The sequence below is a fragment of the Shinella zoogloeoides genome (assembly GCF_033705735.1).
Classification (GTDB): Bacteria; Pseudomonadota; Alphaproteobacteria; order Rhizobiales; family Rhizobiaceae; genus Shinella; species Shinella zoogloeoides_A.
Genome location: NZ_CP131131.1, coordinates 1793115 through 1814569, shown reverse-complemented (window position 1 = coordinate 1814569; position 21455 = coordinate 1793115). Strand labels below are relative to the sequence as shown.

Here is a 21455-nt window from a genome sequence, read left to right as displayed (position 1 = left end):
GATGCAGGAATTTCTCACTACGGTCATCCTCCTGCTGAGCTCGACGCTCCGCCTGTCGGTGCCGCTCGTCCTGTGCGGGCTTGCCGGCCTCTTCTCCGAGCGCTCCGGCGTCTGGGATATCGGCCTCGAAGGCAAGATGCTGTTTGCGGCCTTCGCCGCGGCGGCGGCGGCCTACCAGTTCGATTCCGCCTGGGTCGGCCTCGTCTTCGCGATCCTCGTCGCCGTCCTTCTCAGCCTCATCCACGGCTTTGCCTCGGTGACGCATCAGGGCAACCAGATCATCTCCGGCGTGGCGATCAACTTCATCTCGTCGGGCCTGACGGTTCTCCTCGCGGTGGGCTGGTTCGCGCTCGGCGGCAGGACGCCGCAGCTCCAGCCGGAGGCACGCTTCCCCACGGTGATATTGCCCTTTGCCGAGGAGATGCGCCCGGTACCCGTCCTCGGGGCAATCTATGCCGACCTCATTTCCGGCTACAACATCCTCGTCTACATCGCCTTCGCCGCGGTGCCGGTGACGTGGTGGGTGTTCCACCACACGCGGTTCGGCCTCCGCCTTCGCGCCGTCGGCGAAAACCCCGCCGCGGTCGATACGGCCGGCATCTCCGTCGACTGGCTGCGCTACCGCGCGCTGCTTTGCGGGGCTATCCTCTGCGGCATCGCCGGGGCCTATCTCTCGATCGCCCAGTCGGCGGGCTTCGTGCGGGAAATGTCCGCCGGCAAGGGCTACATGGCGCTGGCGGCGCTGATCTTCGCCAAGTGGCGGCCGGTTCCCGTCCTCTTCGCCTGCCTTCTCTTCGGCTTCCTCGAAGCCCTGTCGATCCGCTTCCAGGCCTTCGATTTCGGGCTGGGGCCGGCGCTTTCCACCCAGATCGTCCAGTCTCTCCCCTATGTCCTCACGGTGGTTCTGCTGGCCGGCTTCATGGGCCGCGCCATTCCCCCGAAGGCCGGCGGCATACCCTATACGAAAGAGCGTTGAATGACCGAACGTATTATCATCGATTGTGATCCCGGCGTCGACGATGCCGCCGCCATCCTGCTCGCCTTCGGGTCGAGCGAGGTCGAGATCCTCGGCATCACCGCTGTCGCCGGCAATATCCCGCTCGAAAAGACGGAGGTGAATGCGCGGCTGATCTGCGAGCTCGCCAACCGGACGGATATTCCCGTTTTCCAGGGCTGCGGCCGTCCGCTGCTTTATCCCGAGCGCGCTGGCGTCACCGTGCACGGTGAAGACGGGCTCGGCGATATCGGCCTGCCGAAGCCGGCCTCCCCGCCGGCCGAACGCACCGCCGTCCAGTTCATCATCGACCAGGTGCGTGCCGCGCCGGGCGAGGTGACGCTCGCCGTCCTCGGCCCCATGACCAATATCGCGGTCGCCCTCTCGATCGATCCCGGCATCGCGCCGCTGATCAGGCGCATCGTCTTCATGGGCGGCGCGGCCTTCTGCCCGGGCAACATCAAGGAGCGGGCGGAGTTCAACTTCTACTTCGATCCCCATGCCGCCCAGGCGGTCGTGGCCTCCGGCGTTCCCATGGTGATGTTCGGCCTCGACGTCACCCACAAGGCGATCATCACGCAGGAGCGGACGGCGCGGCTGAAGCGCCTCGGCAGGGTCGGCGGCATCATCGCCGACATGCTGAACGCCTATGGTGCGGGCGATCCCTGCCTGCACGATCCCTGTGTCATCGCCTATCTGATCGAGCCGGAAATCTTCTCCGGCGTCGAAGGCTTCGTCGAGGTGGATTGCGTTTCGCCCCTCGCCATAGGCCAGAGCGTCGTCAGCGTCACCAAGCGGGAGCTGGCCGGCCGCGCGCCGAACTGCCTGGTCATGACCGATGTCGATCACGACCGGCTGTTCGCCCTCCTCGAAGAGCGCTACGCCCGCGTGGAGCTGGAAGCCGCATAGGCTGCGGTTCGAGGCCGAGCCGCCTTCCCGAAGCGGCCGGTCTGTTCCGTCTTGCCTGCAATTCGCCGGCCGGGTTGATCAATCGGCGCGCATATCGGGGGATTCCTATTTGCCGGCAGGCGAACTATGACTTTGCCATGGAAGATTCGGCGAAGATTCGTTTTTCACGTCGCGGCGGACCGCTCCTTGGCAAAGCCGCCGTGTTGGCGGTGGTCACGGCGATGGCGGCGGCGGGATGTACGACGCGCCCCGGCGTGGGTGTTGCCACGATGTCGGCAATCGTTCCGGCTTCGAGCGCACTGGTCCTGCCTGCGCCGGGCACCTATTCCATCGTCAGCGTCGTCCAGCGGCAATATACCAATGCCGTCGAACAGCAGGTCGCCCTGTCGACATCCGCGGCGACCTCCGGGCAGAATTTCCTGAGCATCCAGGCCTTCGGCCCGGCTCAGACGGTCGCGATGCCCGCTGGCACGCTCGCCTTCAAGCCCGTTCGGCATTCGGCGATCCGGGCGGAGATCCGCACCTATTTTCCCGGCCGCAGCCTGCCGATCTCCAGCAACTTCGTGCGCAACGGCTACGGGCCGTTCGGCTATGCCTACGGCCGCGGCGCGGGCGACGACGGGTGCCTCTACGGCTGGCAGCAAATCCGTTCGGACGTTGCCGACCGCGACAGGATGCGCGACCTCGGCATGATCCAGATTCGCCTGCGCGTCTGCCAGGCGGGGGCTTCGGAAAAGGATCTGGTCGAGATGATGTATGGCTACACCATCGTTGGCGGCTTTTCCGGCGCGACATGGAATCCCTACGGCACGCCCGCTTCCGTCGATAGTCAGGTCGGCGGCGGGGAGCCGCTGCGTGTTCCCTTCGAGGAGCGCAAGGTGCCGGTCGCGGCCCGCACGCAGCAGCGCGTGCCGGCGACCCATCGGGCCGAGGAGCGCGCGCCCGTTCGCAAGGTTGAGGCGACCGATACCAGTAATGGCGTGATCGTTCCTTCTCCGACGGGTGGGACGGCGGCATCGGAAGGCGAGGCCGTCGTGGTGCCGTCGCCCGTCTGCGTGACCGGCGCTGCGGGTTCGGCAACCTGCAGGTGACGCAAGGCATTTGCGCCTAATTTTTCCTTAAGGATATGGCGGATAAGGTCTTCCCGTACGCGCTATGACGGCGAAGGACGGTGCATGAGATATACCGGTACGATCATGCTGTGGGCACTCGTGTCCGCGCTCGTGATCCTCGTAATCACACTACCCATCAATCTGCAGACGCAGCTTATCGCCAGCATTGCCGTGGTCACGTTCATGGCGGTGATCAAGGTGCTGCGCGCCGAGGGCATCTGGCGGCTCATCGCGCTCGCCTTCGGCACCGCCGTGGTGCTGCGCTATGTCTACTGGCGCACGACGAGCACCCTGCCGCCGCTGAACCAGCTCGAGAACTTCATTCCCGGCTTCCTGCTCTACCTTGCGGAAATGTACAGCGTGCTGATGCTGGCGCTCAGCCTCTTCGTCGTCGCGATGCCGCTGCCACCGCGCAAGAGCCGCATGGCCGATGAGGGCCGGCTCCCCTCCGTCGACGTTTTCGTGCCCAGCTACAACGAGGATGCCGCGCTCCTCGCCAACACGCTCGCCGCCGCCAAGGCGATGGACTATCCCGCCGACCGGTTCACGGTATGGCTGCTCGACGACGGCGGCACGGAGCAGAAGCGCAATGCCACGGCGGTCGTCGAGGGCCAGGGTGCGCAGGCCCGGCACCGCGAGTTGCAGGCGCTCTGCCAGGATCTCGGCGTCAACTATCTCACCCGCGCCCGCAACGAGCATGCGAAGGCCGGCAACCTCAACAACGGCATGCAGCATTCGACCGGCGAGCTCATCGCCGTCTTCGATGCGGACCACGCCCCGGCGCGCGATTTCCTGCGCGAAACGGTCGGCTATTTCGGCGACGATCCCAAGCTCTTCCTCGTCCAGACCCCGCACTTCTTCCTGAATCCCGACCCGCTGGAACGGAACCTGCGCACCTTCGAGACGATGCCGAGCGAGAACGAGATGTTCTACGGCATCATCCAGCGCGGCCTCGACAAGTGGAATGCCGCCTTCTTCTGCGGCTCGGCGGCCGTGCTGCGCCGCACGGCGCTCAACGAGGCGGGCGGTTTCAGCGGCCTGTCGATCACCGAGGACTGCGAGACGGCGCTGGCGCTCCATTCCCGCGGCTGGAACAGCGTCTATGTCGACAAGCCGCTGATCGCCGGCCTGCAGCCCGCCACCTTCGCCAGCTTCATCGGCCAGCGCAGCCGCTGGGCGCAGGGCATGATGCAGATCCTGCGCTTCCGCTTCCCGCTCTTCAAGAGCGGGCTCTCGGTGCCGCAGCGCCTCTGCTACATGTCCTCGACGCTGTTCTGGCTGTTCCCGTTCCCGCGCACGATCTTCCTCTTCGCGCCGCTCTTCTATCTCTTCTTCGACCTGGAGATATTCACCGCCTCCGGCGGCGAGTTCCTCGGCTATACGCTGGCCTACATGCTCGTGAACCTGATGATGCAGAACTATCTCTACGGCTCGTTCCGCTGGCCGTGGATATCCGAGCTCTACGAATATGTGCAGAGCGTGCATCTGCTGCCGGCCGTCGTCTCCGTGATGCTCAACCCGACCAGGCCGACATTCAAGGTCACGGCGAAGGACGAATCGATCAAGGTGGCGCGGCTGTCGGAGATCAGCCGGCCGTTCTTCGTGATCTTCGCCGTGCTGTTCATCGCCTTCCTGATGAGCGTCTACCGTTTCTATTCGGAACCCTACAAGGCGGACGTCACCTTCGTCGTCGGCGGCTGGAACCTGCTCAACCTCGTCATCGCCGGGTGTGCGCTCGGCGTCGTCTCCGAGCGCAGCGAGCGGGCGGCGAGCCGCCGCGTGACCATCAACCGCCGCTGCGTCTTCTCCTATGACGGACGGGAATATCCGGGGACGCTGGAGAACGTCTCGGCCAACGGCGCGCGCATGCAGGTCTTCGGACTGGAGGGGGAGCTGGCCCCCGGCGCCCACGCGGCGCTCCGCTTCACGCCCTATGGGAGCGAGCATCAGGAAACGCTCCCCATCGACATCCGCAACACGGAGAACCTCGGCAGTGTCGTCGCCGTCGGCTGCCGCTTCATGCCGGAGGAGGCAAGGCACCATTCCCTCGTCGCCGACCTGATCTTCGCCAACTCGAACCAGTGGAGCGATTTCCAGGTCTCGCGCCGCTACAATCCCGGCCTCGTGCGCGGATCGCTCTGGTTCCTCGGCATCGCGCTCTACCAGACCAGCCGCGGCCTGATCTATCTCATGCGCAACTTCACGGGCGGCAGGAAGGAGGCGTCGTGATGGCTTATCGCAAAACCGCCGCTTCCTTCGGCCTTGCCCTCGTCCTTTCGGCTTCCGCGGCCTTCGCGCAGGAGCAGGCGACCCCCTTCGACATGTCCGGCGAGCGCGGCCCCGCTGTCGAAAAGCCCACGGCAATAGAGGAGGAGAAGCCTGCCACACAGACGCCCGCTACCGAGACGCCTCTTGCCGAGACGCCGGTGACGCAGACCGGCGAACCGGAAAAGAAGGCAGCGACGGTCGATCCCGCCGTGCGGCGCTACATCATTCCGGCGGAGACCCTGCTTCTGGAAGGGGAGATGGCAAGCCGCTCCTTTCCGGTCTTCCTGACCAAGGAGCAGGCCGCCGGCGCGGATGCCATCAGCATCGGATATTCAAACGCGGTGGTGGTCGCGCCGGAAGCCTCGAAATTCACGGTCACCATCAACGACGTGCCGGTGAAAGAAATGGCGGTTCAGTCGCCCGAGGGTACGACGGACATGCGCCTCCCGCTGACGCCCGGCCTGCTGCGGCCGGGCGTCAACCGCGTGACCTTCAGCGTCGCGCAGCGTCACCGTACCGACTGCACGATCCAGTCGACCTATGACCTGTGGACGGCCGTCGATCCCGCGCGCACGTACCTGACCCTGCCGGCGGACAAGGGCGGCGCCCTGCTGACGACCGACGACATCGCCGCCGTGGGCCTCGGACCGACGGGCCGGACGAAGTTCCGCATGGTCGTGCCGGAGATGGGCCAGCCCGCCGCCACGAACGCCCTGATGCGTCTCAGCCAGGGGCTGGCGCTGATGGCGAAGATGCCGAACCAGACCTTCGATATCGTCAACGCCCTGCCCGAAAAGGCCGAGGCGGGCGAACTGACCGTGCTCGTCGGCACCGCCGGAGACCTCTCGCCGCTGCTGCCCGCCCTGCCGGCCTCGGCGCAGACGGCGGCGCTCGCGACCTTCGTCGATGCGCCCGGCGGGCGGAAGGTCTTCGTGCTGAGCGGGCCGAGCTGGCCTTCGATCGAGGGTGCGGTGGAGGGCGTCGTCTCGCCCGTCGACCGGCCGCTCGGCGTCACGCGCGAGGCGCTCAGCGTGCGCCAGCGCAATGCCGCGGAAATGCCGCTCGTCACGGGCGAGGCGGCGCTGACCTTCTCTTCGCTCGGCGTGCCCACCAGCGAATTCAGCGGCCGGCGTTTCCGCACCGGCTTCGACATCGGCATACCGTCGGACTTCTATGCCGACGCCTATGGCGAGGCGACGCTGATGCTCGATGCCGCCTATTCCTCCGAGGTGCTGCCGGGCAGCCATATCGACATCTATGTCAACGGCAATATCGCCTCCACCGTGCCGATCACCAACAGCGGCGGCGGAATCTTCCGGCATCTGCCGATCCGCGTGACCATGCGCCACTTCCGCCCCGGCCCCAACCGCATCGACGTCGAGACGATCCTGCGGACGCAGGCGGATGCGGTCTGCGCGCCGGGGGCCAGCGCCCTGCCGGAGCCCCGCTTCGCACTGTTCGATACGTCCGAGCTGCGCATGCCGCGCTTTGCCCGCATGGCGCAGCTTCCGAATCTCGATGCGCTTTCCGGCACCGGCTTTCCCTATAACGGTTTGACCGATCCGGTTGCGCTCTATCTCGACCGGCTGGATGGCGATACGCTTTCGGCGGGCGCGACCTTCCTCGGCAAGGTGGCGGTCGCGAGCGGCCGGGTGCTGCAGATTCGGCCGGAAGCCTCGGCGCTCGCCATCGGGGAGCGCAACGCGATCCTCGTCGGCACCATTTCGCAGCTTCCCCCGCTCGTGCTCGCCCAGACACATATTGCCGGCGAGAGCGCATCGTCCTGGGGCGCGGCGGCCGGCGGCGGACAGCAGCGCGCGACACAGGACGCGTTCAACGAATGGCAGTCGCGCGTGCGAACCGGCTCCTGGCGCGGGCAGATCACCGCCTTCGAGGAATGGCTGCACAGCACCTTCGACATATCCTTCTCCTCCCTGCGCCTCCTGCCGGGTCCCGAACAGGAGATTCTTCCCGATGCCAGCGCAGGCTTCCTTGTCGCGCAGGGCGACAGCCCGGAACAGACCGGCGCATGGACGGTGCTCGCGGCACCGACGGGAGACGCCCTGCGGACCGGAATGGATGCTCTCGCACAGGACACGCGCTGGCAGCAGCTCGGTGGCTATGCGAGTCTGGAAAGCAAAGACGGGAAGGAGCTGCTCGACGTTCGTCCGGTCAATCGCGCCCGCTTCGTCACCACGCAACCCTGGACATTTTCCAACATGCGTCTGGTGGCGGCAAACTGGCTTTCCTCAAACATCCTTGCCTATGCGGTGGCGTTCTGCGGTCTGTCGATCCTGCTGGGTATTGCCACATCGGCGCTGCTCAACCGCTTCGGGCGCGGCTCATGACCGTCCGTTTACCCATGGTTAACCATATCGCGGTTTTATCGCAGGTGGTTGGCTCATCTTGGGGGATACGGGTCCGTATTCCTGCGTTCAAGGCGCATGGTGTCGTCGCGGTCCAAGCCGGAGCCTGATGTCGAACGCGTACCGAAGGAAAATCGGGATGAAGTCGATCCTTATGGCGCTCGTCCTCGTCTCTGCCGGGGCTGCCAGCGTCGCCGGCCTCTCCTTCGGCGTGTCGGGCGACGCGGCCAAGGGTTTGCCCAGTGCCGGCGGTACGGGAATGCTTCAGCCCGGCAAGCAGTCCCGCGTGGAAGTCGCGCAGGCCGGGCAGGACGGCCAGACCCCGCAGCCGGCCGGCACCTCGGACGCCGCGGCGGACAAGCCTGCCGTCGACGAAAGCGCGCTTCGCTATTTTGCCGCGCGGGGCGATACCGCCCGCCTCAATGCCGAGATCGCGCGCCTTCGCACCCTCTATCCCACCTGGATCCCGCCGGAAAACCCGCTCGCCGTGCCGGTGAACGAGGACAGGCAGCTCGAGGAGATGTGGGCGCTCTACAGCCGCTCCCGCTATGCCGACGTCCGGGCCGCCATCGCCAGGCGGCAGAAGGAAGACCCGCAATGGGTTCCGCCGGCCGATCTCGTCGACCGGCTGGACGTCGCGGAAAGGCGCGCCGCGCTCGTCGCCGCCTCGAATGCCGGCAACAGCGAGGAGGTGGTGCGCCTCGGCGCCGAGACCCCGAGCCTTCTCACCTGCAGCGATGCCGACGTGCTCTGGCGCGTCGCGGACGCCTTCGCCAAGACCGGCCGGCCGCAGCGGGCGCGGGATGCCTATGGCTACATGCTCGACAATTGCGCGGACGCGGCCGTCCGGCTTGCCACGGTGCAGAAGGCCTCCACTGTGCTCGGCTACAGCGACATGCAGGACCTGCTTGCCCGCGAGCGCAAGGGCGCCGACGGAACCATGGAATTCGATACGCTGCGGCCGGATCTCGCCCGCCGCTTCGTGGGCGAGGGCGCCGAAGATCCGAAGATCGCCGTGGCGCCGGCCTATCTGAAGATCGTCGAGAAGCTCTCGACGGATCAGGGGCTTGCCTCGGACGCCCTGCTGCTCGGCTGGTATCACCTGCGCCGCGACGAGAATGCCGTGGCGGAGCCTTTCTTCCGCAAGGCGCGCACCATCGAGGATTCCGCCTCCGCCTCGCAGGGGCTCGCCCTCATCCTCCTCGCCCGCAAGATGCCGGCGGAGGCGGAGGAGGCGATGTATCCCTGGCGGACGACCTCCGATCAGGCGATGGAGACCTATCTCGCCGCCACCGCCAATCTCCTGGCGCTCGATCCGCCGCCGAAGCTCGACGGCAAGGTCCTTGGTCGCATCGCCGCCGTCGCCATTGAGCAAAAGCACTCCGAGACGGGCGAGCAGTTCGGCTGGTATGCGCTCGCCATGAACCAGCCGAAAACGGCGGAGGAATGGTTCGCGCAGGTGTTGCAATGGAAGGCGGATTACGAGCCCGCCGCCTATGGCCTCGGCGTCGCCCGTTTGCGGCTCGAGGATCGCACGGGCCGGCAGGCCTGGGGCGCCCGGTCCGAGCGCATCGCGCGGCTTGGCGAACGGAATGCCGATGACGAGGTAGTCCGCAGGGGCGGGCGGAAGGCCGTGCCGGTCGAGCGTAAGGTGGTTTCGGACCGCATCGCCGAGGAGCTCGCGCAGCCGGTGGAGGAAGTCGCCCTGCGGCCGCAACGCGTAAAGCGCACCGCGCGCCGCGTGGCGGGCGTCGCGAATTGCCGCACCGCGAGCGATCCGGCCGGCCTGTCGCCAGCCGGCGCGCTCTCGCTCGGCTGGTGCCTGATGGAGATCAACCGGCCGCTGGAGGCGGCGCAGGCCTTCGAGGCCGCGCTGGCGGGCGGCGGGCGGGTGCGCGGCGACGCGGCCTATGGCCAGAGCCTTGCCTATCTTCGCGCGGGCCTGACGAGCGATGCCGCCGTCGCCGCCACCAGGGCAAAGCTCGATGGCCGCCGCGGCGCGGAGCTGCAGGCCGCGATCCTGTCCGACCGGGCCGTCAGCAGCTTCCGCGCGGCGCGCTATCGCGAAACCATCGTGTACCTCGACCAGCGCAAGCAGGTCGTGGCCGAGCCGGCGGACCTGATGGTGCTGCGCGCCTACGCTTACAAGAATCTCGGCCTGCGCGCCGATGCGCTGCGCCTCTTCGAGGCCCTCGGCGAGACCGGCCGGCAGGATGCCATCCGCGCGCTGGCCGAAATGCGCGACGAGCGAGACCGGCGCCCATGAGCCCGGTTGGCAGCGCCAGTTCGCGATGGAGGGGGATTGTCGCGGCGGTGCTTGCGGCGGCTTGCGTTGCCACGGCGGGAATTTCCGCGGCCTTTTCGCAGGACGCGGAAAAACTCTTTGTCAATGACAGGAGCGGCGCGCGCGTTGCGGCCGGGACGCTGGAAGGGCAGGCGAAGACGGATGCCCTCGCCCTGTCGCGTATCCCCTCCGCAACGTGGTTCATGGCGGGCTCCGCAAAGGAAACGAAGGCAGCTGTCGCCGATATCGTGAAGCGGGCTTCCGCCGAACAGGCGATCCCGGTTCTCGTCGCCTACAACATTCCTCACCGGGACTGCGCGCTCTATTCCGCGGGCGGCGCGAAGAACACGGCCGACTACATCCAGTGGATCAAGGCCTTCGCCGCGGGGATCGGCAGCCGCAAGGCGATCGTGATCCTTGAGCCGGACGGCCTCGGCGTCATCCCGTTCAACAGGAACGTCGCCGGTGACCTGGAGCCCTGCCAGCCGGAAAAGGCCGACCCCGCCCATGCCGCGGCGGAGCGCTTCGCGCAGTTGAGCCGGGCGGTGGAAATTCTCAAGGCCTTGCCGGGCGCCCGGGTCTATCTCGACGGCACCGGCAGCAACTGGCTTTCGCCGGGCGACGCCGCCGACCGCCTGATCAGGGCGGATATCGGCAGGGCGGACGGGTTCTTCCTCAACGTCTCGAATTTCGAGAGCGACGAGCGGGTTACGAGGTTCGCGGCATGGCTGAGCGACTGCCTCGCCCTCGTCACAGCAGGTAGCCTTGAAGCAAAAAACTGCCCGAGCCAGTTCCACCCCGCGACCTTCGACGACGTGACGACCTGGGCGGAAACGGACGCGGCCTATGACCGCGCCTTCGCGGAAGCCGGGCTGACGCGCGACCCGGCCGGGCAGAAACATGCGATCATCGACACCAGCCGCAACGGCGCGGGTTCATGGAAAGCGCCCGACGGCAAGTACGAGGATGCCGAAGCGTGGTGCAACCCGCCGGAACGGGGCCTCGGCCGGCGTCCGACGCTTCGGACGGGCGATCCCTATATCGACGGCTTCCTCTGGATAAAAGTCCCCGGCGAATCGGACGGCCCCTGCCATCGCGGCACATCCGGACCGGCCGATCCCGCCCGCGGGATCGTGGCGCCGGCGGCCGGCGGCTGGTTCCCCGAGCAGGCACGCGAGCTCATCCGCTTCGCCAATCCGCCTTTCGACGCGGGCAGGTGAGCGGCTTTCCTATCTGTAGCTGCTTGGGGAGTGGCCGTAGCGCTTCTTGAAGGCGTTGGAGAAATACTGGCTCGAATTGAAGCCGCAGCTCAGCGCGATCTCGGTGACGCTGGTGTTGCGCGGCTCCTGCAGCAGGCGCGAGGCGTGCTCCAGCCGCAGGTGCTGGAGATACTGGCGCGGCGCCATGTTGGTGAGCTTCTTGCAATAGTCGGAAAAGCGGGTGCGCGAGAGCCCGCATTCCTCGGCCATGCCTTCCAGCGACCAGTCCTCCTCCAGCGCATGGGCGAGCCGCCGCAGGAAGATCGCGACGGTGTGCTGCGAGGTCGAAAGATCGGGATCGAGCGTCGGCGCCTGCTCGCCCATCCGATCGATCAGGCTCAGCATCATGGCGTTGATCGCCACCTTCAGGCGCGTCTCGCCGTCCTCCGGGCTGCGCTCGAGCAGGATGAAGGGAATGGCCTCGAAGGCGCGGCAGAGCTCGGCGCCGCCGTCCCAGACCGGCTGGTTGTTCTGCGTCAGGATATCGCCGAGCCGCGCCGCCTCGTCCCTGGAGAAGACGAGCCAGTCCGGCCAGTCGGGCGTCTCGCTCGGCCGGCGCAGGCCCGCATCGAGGATGATCCACAAGAGCCGGCTCGGCCCGACATTCGGATTGCCGATGGAGTGGAGCTGCCAGGGGCGGATGACGATGAACTGGCCCTGCTTCATCGCATAGCTCCGCTCGTCCACGACGAGGTCGAGACTGCCGCGGGCGAGATAGGCGATCTTGAAGCCCTCGTTGCAATGCCGGCCGAGCCCCCAGGACTGGCCGTGGCGCGCATCCCAGAAGCCGACGGTGCGAATGCCCGGCAGGCGCTCGCCGAGCGAGGTGCCGGGATAGCTGCCGCGCGTCCAGGCGTGAAGCTCGACCTCGCCGCGCCGGGCGGCGGCCTGCAATTCCTTGCAGTTGTCGGCATACATGACGGAGTCCGGCTGGCGGAAGACCGAGGGCCGGCAATCGGCCGGCGAAATCACCGCATGTCTGTTCACGTCGCGCCTCCCAACACAAAATGACTTAAGAAATTTACCACTGTTGTCGTCCGCAAGAATTGCCGAGTCAAGCCTGCCATTGTGGCCCATGTCGCGCAGGCCGATGGGAGAGGCCGGCGCGGCAAAGGGGAGGATATCAGTGAAAGTCGCATTCAACCTGCTCGTCATCGGCGCGGATATCGGCCTGCAGCACGCGCGCCAGCTCGAACGGCTGAAGGCGCTCGGCTATGACGCGGTGGAAGTCCCGGTCTTTTCCGGCAAGCAGGAGCACTATGCGGCGCTCGGCCGGCTCCTTGCCGATATCGGCCTGACGGCCGGCGCGGCGGCCGTCGCGACGCCCGAAGCCAATCCCGTCAGCCCCGATCCGGCGGTGCGCGCGAAAGCGCGCGACCACCATCGCTGGATCGTCGACTGCACGGCGGCGATGGGCGGCGAGATTGTCGCGGGGCCCCTCCATTCGCCCGTCGGCGTCTTCACCGGCTTCGGGCCGACGCCGGAGGAAACGGGCCGCTGCGTGGAGGCGATGCGCGCGATGGCGGAATATGCGGCGCCGGCGGGCGTGCGCATTTCGGCGGAAGCGGTCAACCGTTTCGAATGCTACATGATGTCGACCATCGCTCAGGCATCGGCCATCTACCGCGCCGTCAACCATCCCAATTACGGTTACATGTTCGACACGTTCCACGCCAATATCGAGGAAAAGGACCCGCCGGCGGCCTTCGAGCGCTATCACGGCGAGATCAACCATTTCCATGTCTCGGAAAACGACCGCGGCGTTCCCGGCTCCGGCCATGTGCCCTTCGCGGCGCATTTCGACGCGCTGCGCCGCTGCAACTACGACGGCTGGCTGACGGTCGAATCCTTCGGCCGCGCCCTGCCGGAGCTTGCCGGCGCGACGCGGGTCTGGCGCGATCTCTTCGACGATCTCGACGGCCTCTTCTCCGAGAGTGTCGCCTTCATCCGCCGCGAATGGGCGGCGGCGGGAGAGCGGCTGGCATGACGGCTGTCCCCGCCCTCGGCATGTCCGGCATCAGCAAGGTCTTTCCGGGCGTGCGCGCGCTCGACGGCGTCGATTTCGACTGCCTGCCCGGCGAGGTCCATGCGATCTGCGGCGAGAACGGCGCCGGCAAGTCGACGCTGATGAAGATCCTCGGCGGCAGCTACCGGCCGGATGCCGGCGAGATCCGCCTCGACGGCAGGGCCGTGCAGTTCACCCATCCCCGGCAGGCGGCGGAAGCGGGCATTTCGATCATCCATCAGGAGCTCAGCCTGCTGCCGCATCGCACGGTGGCGGAAAACATCTTCATGGGGCGCGAGATCGCCCGGCGCGGCATCCTCGACAAGGCGGCGATGCGGGAGAAGGCGGCGGCGCTCCTTCGCCGCATCGGCGCGAAGGTCGATCCGCAGGCGCCTGTTTCCTCGCTCTCCATCGCCACGCAGCAGCTCGTGGAGATCGCCAAGGCGCTTCTCCTCAATGCGCGCATCCTCGTCATGGACGAGCCGACGGCGGCGCTGGACGAGCGCGACAGCCGCACGCTGCTCGCGCTGGTGCAAACCCTCAAGGGCGAGGGCGTCTCGATCGTCTACATCTCCCACCGCATGCCGGAGGTCACGGCGATCGCCGACCGCATCACCGTCCTCAAGGACGGCAGGAAGGTCTGGACGCGGCCGCGCGAGGCCGCCCCGATCGGCGAGATCGTGCGGGCGATGGTCGGCCGCGACCTCAAGGATTTCTACCCCGCGCCGCCGGTCTCCGCGCCGGGCGCGGTCCTCCTTGCTGTCGAGGGCGGGGTGAATGCGGCGTTGCGCGACATCGCCCTCAGCGTGCGGGCCGGCGAGATCGTCGGCGTCGCGGGCCTGGAGGATTCCGGCAAGGGCGCGCTGGCGCAGGCGCTGGTCGGCGATGCGCCGTTCTCCGGCGGCGCGGTCGCGCTGCGCGGCAGGCCGGTCGCCCTTCGCACGCCCCGGCAGGCGACGGCCGCCGGCATCGGCTACCTGCCGGGCGACCGCAAGCGCGAGGGGCTGGCGCTGCGCCAGTCCGTGCGCGACAACGCGCTCCTGACCCTGCGCTCTGTGGCCGGCCTCTTCACGCGGCCCGAGCGCGGCGCTTTCGCGCCTTCCGCCATCGACGAACGGTTGCGCGGCATGGACGTGCGGGCCGGGGATTTCGGCCAGGAGGTCGGCACGCTCTCCGGCGGCAACCAGCAGAAGGCGATCATCGTACGCTGGCTGGCGCAGGCATCCGATATCCTCGTCTTCGTCGAGCCGACCCGCGGCATCGACATCGCGGCCAAGGCGGCGATCTATGAGACGATGCGCGGCTTCGCCGATTCCGGCCGCGGCATCGTCGTGATCTCCTCCGACATGCCCGAGCTGATCGGCATCGCCGACCGCATCCTCGTCATGCACCAGGGCAGCCTGTCCGGCGAACTGCCGAGGGGCGCGAGCGAGGAGGACGTCATGCATCTTGCCCTCGGCCTTGCGGATGCGCCGCAAGCGGAGGCACGCGCATGACGACGGATATCGTGAAACCGAAGCCGGCCGCTGCGGGCCTCTCCATTGCGGTAATGCTGGCCGGCCTCTCCATCGGTTTCTTCGTCGTGGTCGCGCTTGCGACCGGCGAGACCGCGCAGCTCGGCGGGCAGGGCATCGTCGGCCTCCTCCAGCGCATGGTGGCCCTCGGGCTGGTCGCGGTCGGCCAAACCTTCGTGATCCTCGTCGGGTCGATCGATCTTTCGGTCGCCGCGCTCATCAGCGCCGTCGCCGTCCTCGCCTCGCATATCATGCAGGGCGATCCGGCGATGATCCTGCCGGCTATCGTGATCTGCCTCGGGCTCTGCCTTGCGGTCGGCCTCGTCAACGGTGCGCTCGTCGCCTATGGCGGCATCAATCCGCTGATCGCGACGCTCGGCACGGGGCTCGTCATCCAGGGCGTGCTCGCCGCCTCGTTCGGCATGCTGCAGGGCGCGGTGGCGCGGGAATTCCAGGTCGTCGCCTATGGCGGCGTGCTGGGCGTGCCCTACTCCATCCTGCTGCTTGCCGCCCTCTCGTTCGCCGCCGCCTTCGTGCTCGACCGCACGCTGTTCGGCGCGCGCATCTATGCCGTCGGCGGCAATCCGGACGGGGCGCGGCTCGCCGGCATCCGCACGGAGCGCGTCACGCTGTCCGCCCATGTGGTCGCCAGCCTGTTTGCCGGTGCGTCGGGACTCTATCTCGCCGCCCGGCTGCAATCCGGCACGCCCTGGATCGGCCGCGACGGCATCTACGACCTCGAATCCATCGCCGTGACGGTCATCGGCGGCACCATCCTTGCCGGCGGCAAGGGCGGCGTCGCCGGCACGCTGGCGGGCGTCCTGCTCTTCGCCAGCCTCGATGCGGGCTTCAACATGCTCGGCATCGACGCCTTCCTCAAGCAGGTGCTGCGCGGGGCCATCGTCGTTGCCGCCGTCGCCATCCACGCCGTCCGCTCGAAGGGGCATGTCGCATGAGCCCCGTCCCGCAGACCCCTTCCTCCCTTCGCCGCCCGGCGCGCATCGCGGTCAATGCCGGCCTCGTGATCTTCCTCGCGCTCTATGCGGGCATCGCCTTCCTCCAGCCGAACTATCTGGAGCCGGGCCTCTTCATGAATTTCCTGCGCCGCGCCGCGCCGCTCGTCATCCTTGCCTGCGGCCAGCTCTACGTCGTCCTGACGGGCGGCTTCGATCTTTCCATGGGAGCGGTCGCGACGCTGGTCGTGCTCGCCGCCTCGATCCTCATCAACGGCGATCCGGAGACGACCTGGGCGGTCATCGGCGTGCTCTATGCCATGGGCATCGCCGTCGGCCTCGTGAACGGCCTCGTCGTCGCCTTCCTCAAGGTGCCCTCGATCATCGCGACGCTCGGCACGATGCTCTCCGTCAACGGGCTGGCGCTCGCCTGGTCGGGCGGGGCGGCGCGCGGCGACCTGCCGGACAATTTCCGCAATCTCGGCCGTCTGGTCTGGCGCGACGTTCCCGTCCTCGGCGTGCTGCCGCTGGCGGCCATCGTCCTTGCCGGCTTCGTGGCGCTCGCCTGGTGGGGTCTCAACGGCACCGTTTACGGCAAGCGGGCGCTCGCCGTCGGCGACAATCCGCGGGCGGCGGAGCTCGCCGGAACGCCGGTCGCCGCAACGCGCATCCTCGCCTTCGTGGTTTCCGCGGTCTCGGCGGTGACGGCCGGCATCCTGATCGGCGGTTTTTCCGGCGTCTCCGTCAATGCCGGCGAGGGGCTGGAACTGCAGGCGATCGCCGCCTGCGTCATCGGCGGCGCGCAGCTTCTCGGCGGGCGCGGCTCCATCTGGAGCGCGGTGTTCGGGGCGCTCAGCCTCTTCGCGCTCTTCACCCTGCTCAATCTCATCGGCCTGCCGCAGGCGCTGCGCGACAGCATCCAGGGCCTGATCCTGATCGCTGCGGTGGGCGCCAGCGTGTGGCGTGGCCGACGGCGGACCTGACCCGACATAGCATCAACCGCCGGCGTGGCCGGCATTCTGGAGGAGGAAGACATGACACTGAGGACACTTCTGGCGACGACCGTCGCGCTCACATTCGCCGGGCAGGCGCTGGCGCAGGACTTCAACGACCCGGCCGAATTCAAGAAGCAGCGCGAGCAGCTTTCGATGACGCCGCAGGGCCCGGAAGGCCAGCCCTGGGCGCAGCATCTCGGCGACGGCATGGTCGACACGGCGAAATACAAGAAGGACGGCCAGGTCACGCTCTGCTTCTCCAATGCCGGTGTCTTCAACCCCTGGCGCGTCGTCGGCCTCAACAACCTCAATGCCGAGGCCGAGCTGCACAAGGATCGCCTCAAGGAACTGATCGTCGTCGATGCCGAGGGCAAGGACGACAAGCAGATCTCCGATATCGAGGCCCTCGTCAGCGGCGGCAAGTGCGATGCGCTGATCGTCTCGCCGAACACGACGGCGGCGCTCACCCCGGCGGTGGAAGCGGCCTGCGGCAAGCTCCCGGTCGTCGTCTTCGACCGCGGCGTCAATACGAGCTGCCCGGTGACCTATATCCACCCGGTCGGCGGCTACGGCTTCGGCATCACCTCGGGCGAGTTCATCGCCAGCAAGCTGAAGAAGGGCGACAATGTGCTGGCGCTGCGCATCATGCCGGGCGTCGACGTGCTGGAGACCCGCTATTCGGCCGCCAAGAACATCTTCGACGAGGCAGGCATCAACGTGATCGGCTCGGAATTCACCGGCAGCGACCGGGCGAAGACCAAGTCCGTCGTCGAGGACTACATCAACCGCGGCGAGAAGATCGACGCGGTCTGGATGGATGCCGGTGACACGGCGACGGCGGCGCTCGAAGCCTTCGAGGATGCGGGTCTTCCCTATCCGGTCATCAGCGGCGAGGACCAGCAGGACTTCCTGCGCAAGTGGCAGTCGGAGAAGCTGACGGCGATCGGCCCGTCCTACCCGACCTACCAGTGGCGCACGGCCGTCATCGCGGCCCTCGATGTGCTGGACGGCAAGCAGGTTCCCGGCCCCGAATGGGTGCTGCCGCAGCCGGCGATCACCGAGGACGTTCTGGCGAACTATGTCGACGAGCGCATGCCGCCGCTGCACTACAGCCTCTGCGGCTGCCAGGAACTGCCGGGCTACCCGGAACGCTGGGGCGGCAAGAAGTAGTCAAGGCATGGACGAGAGGGCGAATCTCGCCCTCTCGTCGGACCCGACCCGAGGCGCGTTCTGAGGCCGCCTCGCGATGCATCAGCCCCTCAAGCGGGGCTGGTGCCCGTGTTTCCATTCCTGCGTTGCGCGGATGTCAGGATGTCAGCGCGTCCGGGCCGGCGCCGCAGACGATCGCGCAAATCTTCTCGCCGGGCTTCACGGCGACACGTCCCTGCTGCAGGGCCGCGATGGCGGCGGCACCGCTGAGGTCGGCGGCAAGGCCCATTTCGAACCAGAGCCATTTCGCGGCGGCGGCCATCTCCGCGTCCTCCACGAGCACGATCCCGTCGACATTCTTGCGGACGATGTCGAAGATGCGGGGATCCGTATGCGAGCACGACATGGTCGCGACCGAGGTGGTCGCGCGGCCGATATCGATGTTGCGCCCGGCCTCCAGCGAGCGCAGCAGGGTGGGCGAGCCGGCGGCGGCGATGCCGATAATGCGGACATGCGGGGCGATGCTCTTGATGGCGGTCGACACGCCGCTGATCAGCCCGCCGCCGCCGATCGCGACGAGGACCGTGTCGACATCGGCGATCTGCTCCAGGATTTCCAGCCCCACGGTGCCCTGCCCGGCGACGACGAGAGGATCGGCGAAGGGGTGGAAATAGGCCGCGCCGGTCCGCTCGCAGAAGGCGAGCGCCGCCTCGTTGGCTTCCTGCCATGCCGTGCCGACGATCACGGTATCCGCGCCCCATTCGCGCAGCTTGGCGATCTTGGCGGGCGTTGCGTTTTCCGGCAGGAAGATCGTGGTCTTGACGCCGGCCAGATGGCCGGCACGCGCGGTGGCGAGGCCGTGGTTGCCCCCGGAAGCGGCCACGATGCCGCCCGCCAGCTGCTCGCGCGGCGTGGTCCGCAGCCGGTTGGTCGCCCCGCGCGCCTTGAACGAACCCGTCACCTGGAGAAGTTCCAGCTTGAGCATGGGCTCGACGCCGCCGGGAAGCGCGGTCTTCAACTGGTCCGCGCGGATGACGGGCGTCCGGCGAATACCGTCCGCGATACGGTCCCTGGCGGCGCGGATATCGTCTAGTGCGATCATGGCTGTCTCCGGAAATCATGGGAGCGGGAACGGGCGGCCGGAACCGGCCGCGCGCCTCACGCGCTCGTTGCGAGAATGGAAGCGGGATACTGGCTGAGGCGGCGCTGGCTTTCGCGAAGCGCCGCGACCAGTGTCTCCTCACGCGCCGCGTCGATGGCGACCGGCACGACGAAGCAGAGGGTCGCGATATTCTGCCCGAAGGTCGAGCGGATCGGCACGGCGATGCATTTCGTGAACGTATCGAGGATGCCCGACGTCACGCAGAGGCCCTGCGCGTCGGCCGAGCGCACCTCGTCATAGAACACGTCGAGCGAAAGCTTGACGCCGTTCGGCAGGTCGAAGTCCTCGGGCGGAACCAGCGCGCCGACTTCCTCGCGCGACATATGCGCGACAAGCAGCCTGCCGGATGCCGTCCACGGTACGGGCAGGGTGAAGCCGGGCTTCGTCTCCATGCGCAACAGGCTGTTGCCCGGCATGGAATGGACGATGGCATAGCGGTTTTTGATGAGCGTGCAGAGTTCCGCCGTCTCGCCCGTGGCGCGGCCGAGCCGATTCACTTCTTCCGCACCGAGGCCGATGATCGGATTCTGCCGGGCATAGGCGGCGCCGTAGAAATAGGACGCCAGTCCGAAGAAGACCTCGCCGGTGCCGGGATTGACTTCGAGGATCCCCGCCGAGGCGAGGGACCCGATCACCTCATAGATCGACGAGCGCGGCGCGTTGAGCCGCGCGGCGATCTGCCCGACCTGCGTCGGCACGCCGATTTCCCGCAGGACTTCCAGAATCTCGACCACGCGGTCGATTCCACGCATCCGCGAACCGGAGCTTTGCGCGGCCTTTGCCAAGTCGTCTTCCTCTTCTGCTGGCCGATTTGGGTTTCTTTAAACATGGTTCGGCGAGAGCGTAAAGGGCTTGTCAGTTGTCTGCAATTGCAATAACGATAACGGTATATGCAACATGTGTCTGAAATATCGGACACTCTATCACAAGGGAGGTCGTGATGGGCATTTTCTCTCAGCTTCGCCGGTTGGCTGGCTGCGCAGTTCTTTCATTGGGAGTGGTGGCAGGGCTTGCCGCGCCGGCAAGCGCCGAGTCGATCCTCGACCGCGTGGTGGCCGACAACAAGATCAAGGTCGGCGTCATGCTGAACGTCCCGCCTTTCGGCATGAAGTCGATCAGCGGCGAGCCTGAAGGCTTTGACGTCGATGTCGCAAAGCTCGTCGCCGAGAAGCTGGGCGTCGAGCTCGAGATCGTCGACACGACGTCGGTGGACCGCATCCCGAACCTTCGTTCGGGCAAGGTGGACCTCATCGTCGGAACGTTCACAGGCACGCCCGAGCGCGCCAAGGTGGTCTCGTTCAGCGATCCCTACGTCACCGCCTTGCTGGCCGCCTTTGCCGTGAAGGCCGACAGCGGGATCGAATCGGCCGCCGATCTCGGCTCCAAGCGCATCGCCGTGACCAAGGGCACCACGCAGGACCTGATGGTCGCGCCGGAATTCCCCGATGCCGAAATCATGCGGTTCGATACCGAGGCCGCCGCCCTCTTCGCGCTGGCGCAGGGTCAGGTCGACGCGTTCATCTGCGACGGCAATGTGCTGAACTATCAGGCGACCATCGACAAGAGCATGAAGGTCATCGTCGACGACAAGTTCAGCAAGCTGGTCGAATACCAGCGCCTCGGCGTGCCACGCGGCGACCAGGAATGGCTGAACTGGGTCAACATGTTCGTCTTCGATCTCAATGCGACCGGCAAGAGCTACGAGCTCTACAGGAAGTGGTTCAACGCCGACATGCCGGCGCCGCTCAATCCCCGCTACTGACATTTGAGGCCGCTGCCCGTCATATCGCGGGCAGCGGTGATCGATCGAGAGGATTGCCATGGCGTTCCATTGGGCGGCCATCCCCCGCTTCATTCCCCAATTGCTGGCGGGTGCTCAGCTCACCTTGCTCATTACCCTGGTCGCCATGCTCATCGGCATCGTGATCGGCGTGGCGATGGCGGCCGGCCGAGTCAGCCGGTTCCGGCTTCTGCGGATGCTGGCCGGGCTCTATGTGGAATTCGTCCGCAATACGCCCGCGCTCCTGCAGATATTCATCCTGTTCTTCGGCATGCCGAGCCTCGGCCTGCGCATGTCCGCCACCACCGCCGGCAGCATAGCGCTCGGCCTCAATGCCGGCGCCTATCTTGCCGAGATCTTCCGCGCGGGTCTTGCCGGTGTGCCGCCGGGAAGCCGCGAGGCGGCAGTGGCGCTCGCCTTCAACAGGCTGCAGACCCTCGTCTACATCACCGCGCCGCTGGCCATGCGCGCGGCCTGGCCGGCCTTCTGCAATCTCTTCATTTCCATCCTGCTCGCATCGTCGCTTCTGTCGGCCATCTCGGTCTATGAGCTGACCGGCATTACGAACGACATCAGCACCAAGACGTTCCTGACATTCGAAGTCTACAGCGTGGCTGCCCTCTTCTATGTCGCGCTCAATGTCGGCGTGTCGCTGCTGCTCGCCCTTGCCGGCAGGCTGCTGTTCCCGCCGCAATCGAGGTGATG

General features: G+C 67.0%; 17 protein-coding genes. 14 read left to right on the top strand and 3 right to left on the bottom strand.

Annotated features, from left to right (window positions below):
• The first annotated feature begins 1 nt into the window (after nucleotide 1).
• The 7 genes from ShzoTeo12_RS26090 to ShzoTeo12_RS26060 all read left to right on the top strand — a co-directional run bounded on the left by ShzoTeo12_RS26090 (nucleotide 2) and on the right by ShzoTeo12_RS26060 (nucleotide 11153).
• On the top strand, nucleotides 2–976 hold the full coding sequence (locus tag ShzoTeo12_RS26090; protein ID WP_318913113.1) for an ABC transporter permease: 975 nt from the start codon (nucleotides 2–4) through the stop codon (nucleotides 974–976).
• On the top strand, nucleotides 977–1903 hold the full coding sequence (locus ShzoTeo12_RS26085) for a nucleoside hydrolase (protein ID WP_318913112.1): 927 nt from the start codon (nucleotides 977–979) through the stop codon (nucleotides 1901–1903).
• Nucleotides 1904–2040: 137 nt separating this feature from the next.
• A complete protein-coding gene (gene bcsN / locus ShzoTeo12_RS26080) occupies nucleotides 2041–2994 on the top strand; it encodes a cellulose biosynthesis protein BcsN (RefSeq protein ID WP_318913110.1) in 954 nt (317 codons plus the stop codon).
• An 84-nt stretch (nucleotides 2995–3078) separates the two neighbouring features.
• The gene (bcsA, locus tag ShzoTeo12_RS26075) at nucleotides 3079–5244 is read left to right on the top strand and encodes a UDP-forming cellulose synthase catalytic subunit (protein ID WP_119255343.1); all 2166 of its coding nucleotides are present in this window, start codon (nucleotides 3079–3081) and stop codon (nucleotides 5242–5244) included.
• Nucleotides 5244–7631, top strand: a complete 2388-nt coding sequence (locus tag ShzoTeo12_RS26070) for a cellulose biosynthesis cyclic di-GMP-binding regulatory protein BcsB (RefSeq protein ID WP_318913108.1) — start codon at nucleotides 5244–5246, stop codon at nucleotides 7629–7631. The genes bcsA and ShzoTeo12_RS26070 overlap by 1 nt, the downstream gene beginning before the upstream one ends.
• A gap of 157 nt (nucleotides 7632–7788) precedes the next feature.
• The gene (locus ShzoTeo12_RS26065; RefSeq protein ID WP_318913107.1) at nucleotides 7789–9915 is read left to right on the top strand and encodes a cellulose synthase; all 2127 of its coding nucleotides are present in this window, start codon (nucleotides 7789–7791) and stop codon (nucleotides 9913–9915) included.
• The gene (locus ShzoTeo12_RS26060; RefSeq protein WP_318913106.1) at nucleotides 9912–11153 is read left to right on the top strand and encodes a glycoside hydrolase family 6 protein; all 1242 of its coding nucleotides are present in this window, start codon (nucleotides 9912–9914) and stop codon (nucleotides 11151–11153) included. Before ShzoTeo12_RS26065 ends, ShzoTeo12_RS26060 begins: the two co-directional genes overlap by 4 nt.
• A gap of 9 nt (nucleotides 11154–11162) precedes the next feature.
• Here the strand turns inward: ShzoTeo12_RS26060 and ShzoTeo12_RS26055 are convergent, their stop codons facing one another.
• Nucleotides 11163–12179 (bottom strand): helix-turn-helix domain-containing protein, encoded by a 1017-nt coding sequence (locus ShzoTeo12_RS26055; RefSeq protein ID WP_318913105.1) that lies wholly within the window; start codon nucleotides 12177–12179, stop codon nucleotides 11163–11165.
• Between the two features lie 139 nt (nucleotides 12180–12318).
• Here ShzoTeo12_RS26055 and ShzoTeo12_RS26050 point away from each other — a divergent pair, with 139 nt between their 5' ends.
• Genes ShzoTeo12_RS26050 through ShzoTeo12_RS26030 form a run of 5 tightly spaced genes read left to right on the top strand, consistent with a single transcriptional unit; the run spans nucleotide 12319 to nucleotide 17829 of the window.
• A complete protein-coding gene (locus ShzoTeo12_RS26050; protein ID WP_318913104.1) occupies nucleotides 12319–13179 on the top strand; it encodes a sugar phosphate isomerase/epimerase family protein in 861 nt (286 codons plus the stop codon).
• Nucleotides 13176–14693, top strand: coding sequence for a sugar ABC transporter ATP-binding protein (locus ShzoTeo12_RS26045; protein ID WP_318913103.1), 1518 nt, complete (start codon nucleotides 13176–13178; stop codon nucleotides 14691–14693). The genes ShzoTeo12_RS26050 and ShzoTeo12_RS26045 overlap by 4 nt, the downstream gene beginning before the upstream one ends.
• On the top strand, nucleotides 14690–15667 hold the full coding sequence (locus ShzoTeo12_RS26040) for an ABC transporter permease (protein WP_318913102.1): 978 nt from the start codon (nucleotides 14690–14692) through the stop codon (nucleotides 15665–15667). Before ShzoTeo12_RS26045 ends, ShzoTeo12_RS26040 begins: the two co-directional genes overlap by 4 nt.
• Nucleotides 15664–16647, top strand: a complete 984-nt coding sequence (locus tag ShzoTeo12_RS26035) for an ABC transporter permease (protein WP_318913101.1) — start codon at nucleotides 15664–15666, stop codon at nucleotides 16645–16647. Before ShzoTeo12_RS26040 ends, ShzoTeo12_RS26035 begins: the two co-directional genes overlap by 4 nt.
• 51 nt (nucleotides 16648–16698) lie before the next feature.
• Entirely contained in the window at nucleotides 16699–17829 is a 1131-nt protein-coding gene (locus ShzoTeo12_RS26030) for a substrate-binding domain-containing protein (protein WP_318913100.1), read from the top strand.
• Between the two features lie 136 nt (nucleotides 17830–17965).
• Here the strand turns inward: ShzoTeo12_RS26030 and ShzoTeo12_RS26025 are convergent, their stop codons facing one another.
• Both ShzoTeo12_RS26025 and ShzoTeo12_RS26020 read right to left on the bottom strand, forming a co-directional pair.
• The gene (locus ShzoTeo12_RS26025; protein ID WP_318913098.1) at nucleotides 17966–18910 is read right to left on the bottom strand and encodes a threonine/serine dehydratase; all 945 of its coding nucleotides are present in this window, start codon (nucleotides 18908–18910) and stop codon (nucleotides 17966–17968) included.
• 56 nt (nucleotides 18911–18966) lie between these two features.
• Nucleotides 18967–19722 carry an IclR family transcriptional regulator gene (locus tag ShzoTeo12_RS26020; protein ID WP_318913097.1) on the bottom strand — a complete coding sequence of 252 codons (756 nt, stop codon included), beginning with the start codon at nucleotides 19720–19722 and terminating at the stop codon, nucleotides 18967–18969.
• A 188-nt stretch (nucleotides 19723–19910) separates the two neighbouring features.
• Between ShzoTeo12_RS26020 and ShzoTeo12_RS26015 the strand changes: the two genes are divergently transcribed.
• Both ShzoTeo12_RS26015 and ShzoTeo12_RS26010 read left to right on the top strand, forming a co-directional pair.
• Complete coding sequence (locus tag ShzoTeo12_RS26015) at nucleotides 19911–20732, top strand: transporter substrate-binding domain-containing protein (RefSeq protein WP_119255332.1); 822 nt, start codon at nucleotides 19911–19913, stop codon at nucleotides 20730–20732.
• Nucleotides 20733–20790: 58 nt separating this feature from the next.
• Nucleotides 20791–21453, top strand: coding sequence for an amino acid ABC transporter permease (locus tag ShzoTeo12_RS26010; RefSeq protein WP_119255331.1), 663 nt, complete (start codon nucleotides 20791–20793; stop codon nucleotides 21451–21453).
• Nucleotides 21454–21455: the final 2 nt, after the last annotated feature.

Bases quoted from the DNA above. Each gene is read 5' to 3' on its own strand.
- ShzoTeo12_RS26090 (WP_318913113.1), top strand. From the start codon at position 2: ATGCAGGAATTTCTCACTACGGTCATCCTCCTGCTGAGCTCGACGCTC.
- ShzoTeo12_RS26085 (WP_318913112.1), top strand. From the start codon at position 977: ATGACCGAACGTATTATCATCGATTGTGATCCCGGCGTCGACGATGCC.
- bcsN (WP_318913110.1), top strand. From the start codon at position 2,041: ATGGAAGATTCGGCGAAGATTCGTTTTTCACGTCGCGGCGGACCGCTC.
- bcsA (WP_119255343.1), top strand. From the start codon at position 3,079: ATGAGATATACCGGTACGATCATGCTGTGGGCACTCGTGTCCGCGCTC.
- ShzoTeo12_RS26070 (WP_318913108.1), top strand. From the start codon at position 5,244: ATGGCTTATCGCAAAACCGCCGCTTCCTTCGGCCTTGCCCTCGTCCTT.
- ShzoTeo12_RS26065 (WP_318913107.1), top strand. From the start codon at position 7,789: ATGAAGTCGATCCTTATGGCGCTCGTCCTCGTCTCTGCCGGGGCTGCC.
- ShzoTeo12_RS26060 (WP_318913106.1), top strand. From the start codon at position 9,912: ATGAGCCCGGTTGGCAGCGCCAGTTCGCGATGGAGGGGGATTGTCGCG.
- ShzoTeo12_RS26045 (WP_318913103.1), top strand. From the start codon at position 13,176: ATGACGGCTGTCCCCGCCCTCGGCATGTCCGGCATCAGCAAGGTCTTT.
- ShzoTeo12_RS26040 (WP_318913102.1), top strand. From the start codon at position 14,690: ATGACGACGGATATCGTGAAACCGAAGCCGGCCGCTGCGGGCCTCTCC.
- ShzoTeo12_RS26035 (WP_318913101.1), top strand. From the start codon at position 15,664: ATGAGCCCCGTCCCGCAGACCCCTTCCTCCCTTCGCCGCCCGGCGCGC.
- ShzoTeo12_RS26030 (WP_318913100.1), top strand. From the start codon at position 16,699: ATGACACTGAGGACACTTCTGGCGACGACCGTCGCGCTCACATTCGCC.
- ShzoTeo12_RS26025 (WP_318913098.1), bottom strand. From the start codon at position 18,910: ATGATCGCACTAGACGATATCCGCGCCGCCAGGGACCGTATCGCGGAC.
- ShzoTeo12_RS26020 (WP_318913097.1), bottom strand. From the start codon at position 19,722: ATGCGTGGAATCGACCGCGTGGTCGAGATTCTGGAAGTCCTGCGGGAA.
- ShzoTeo12_RS26015 (WP_119255332.1), top strand. From the start codon at position 19,911: ATGGGCATTTTCTCTCAGCTTCGCCGGTTGGCTGGCTGCGCAGTTCTT.
- ShzoTeo12_RS26010 (WP_119255331.1), top strand. From the start codon at position 20,791: ATGGCGTTCCATTGGGCGGCCATCCCCCGCTTCATTCCCCAATTGCTG.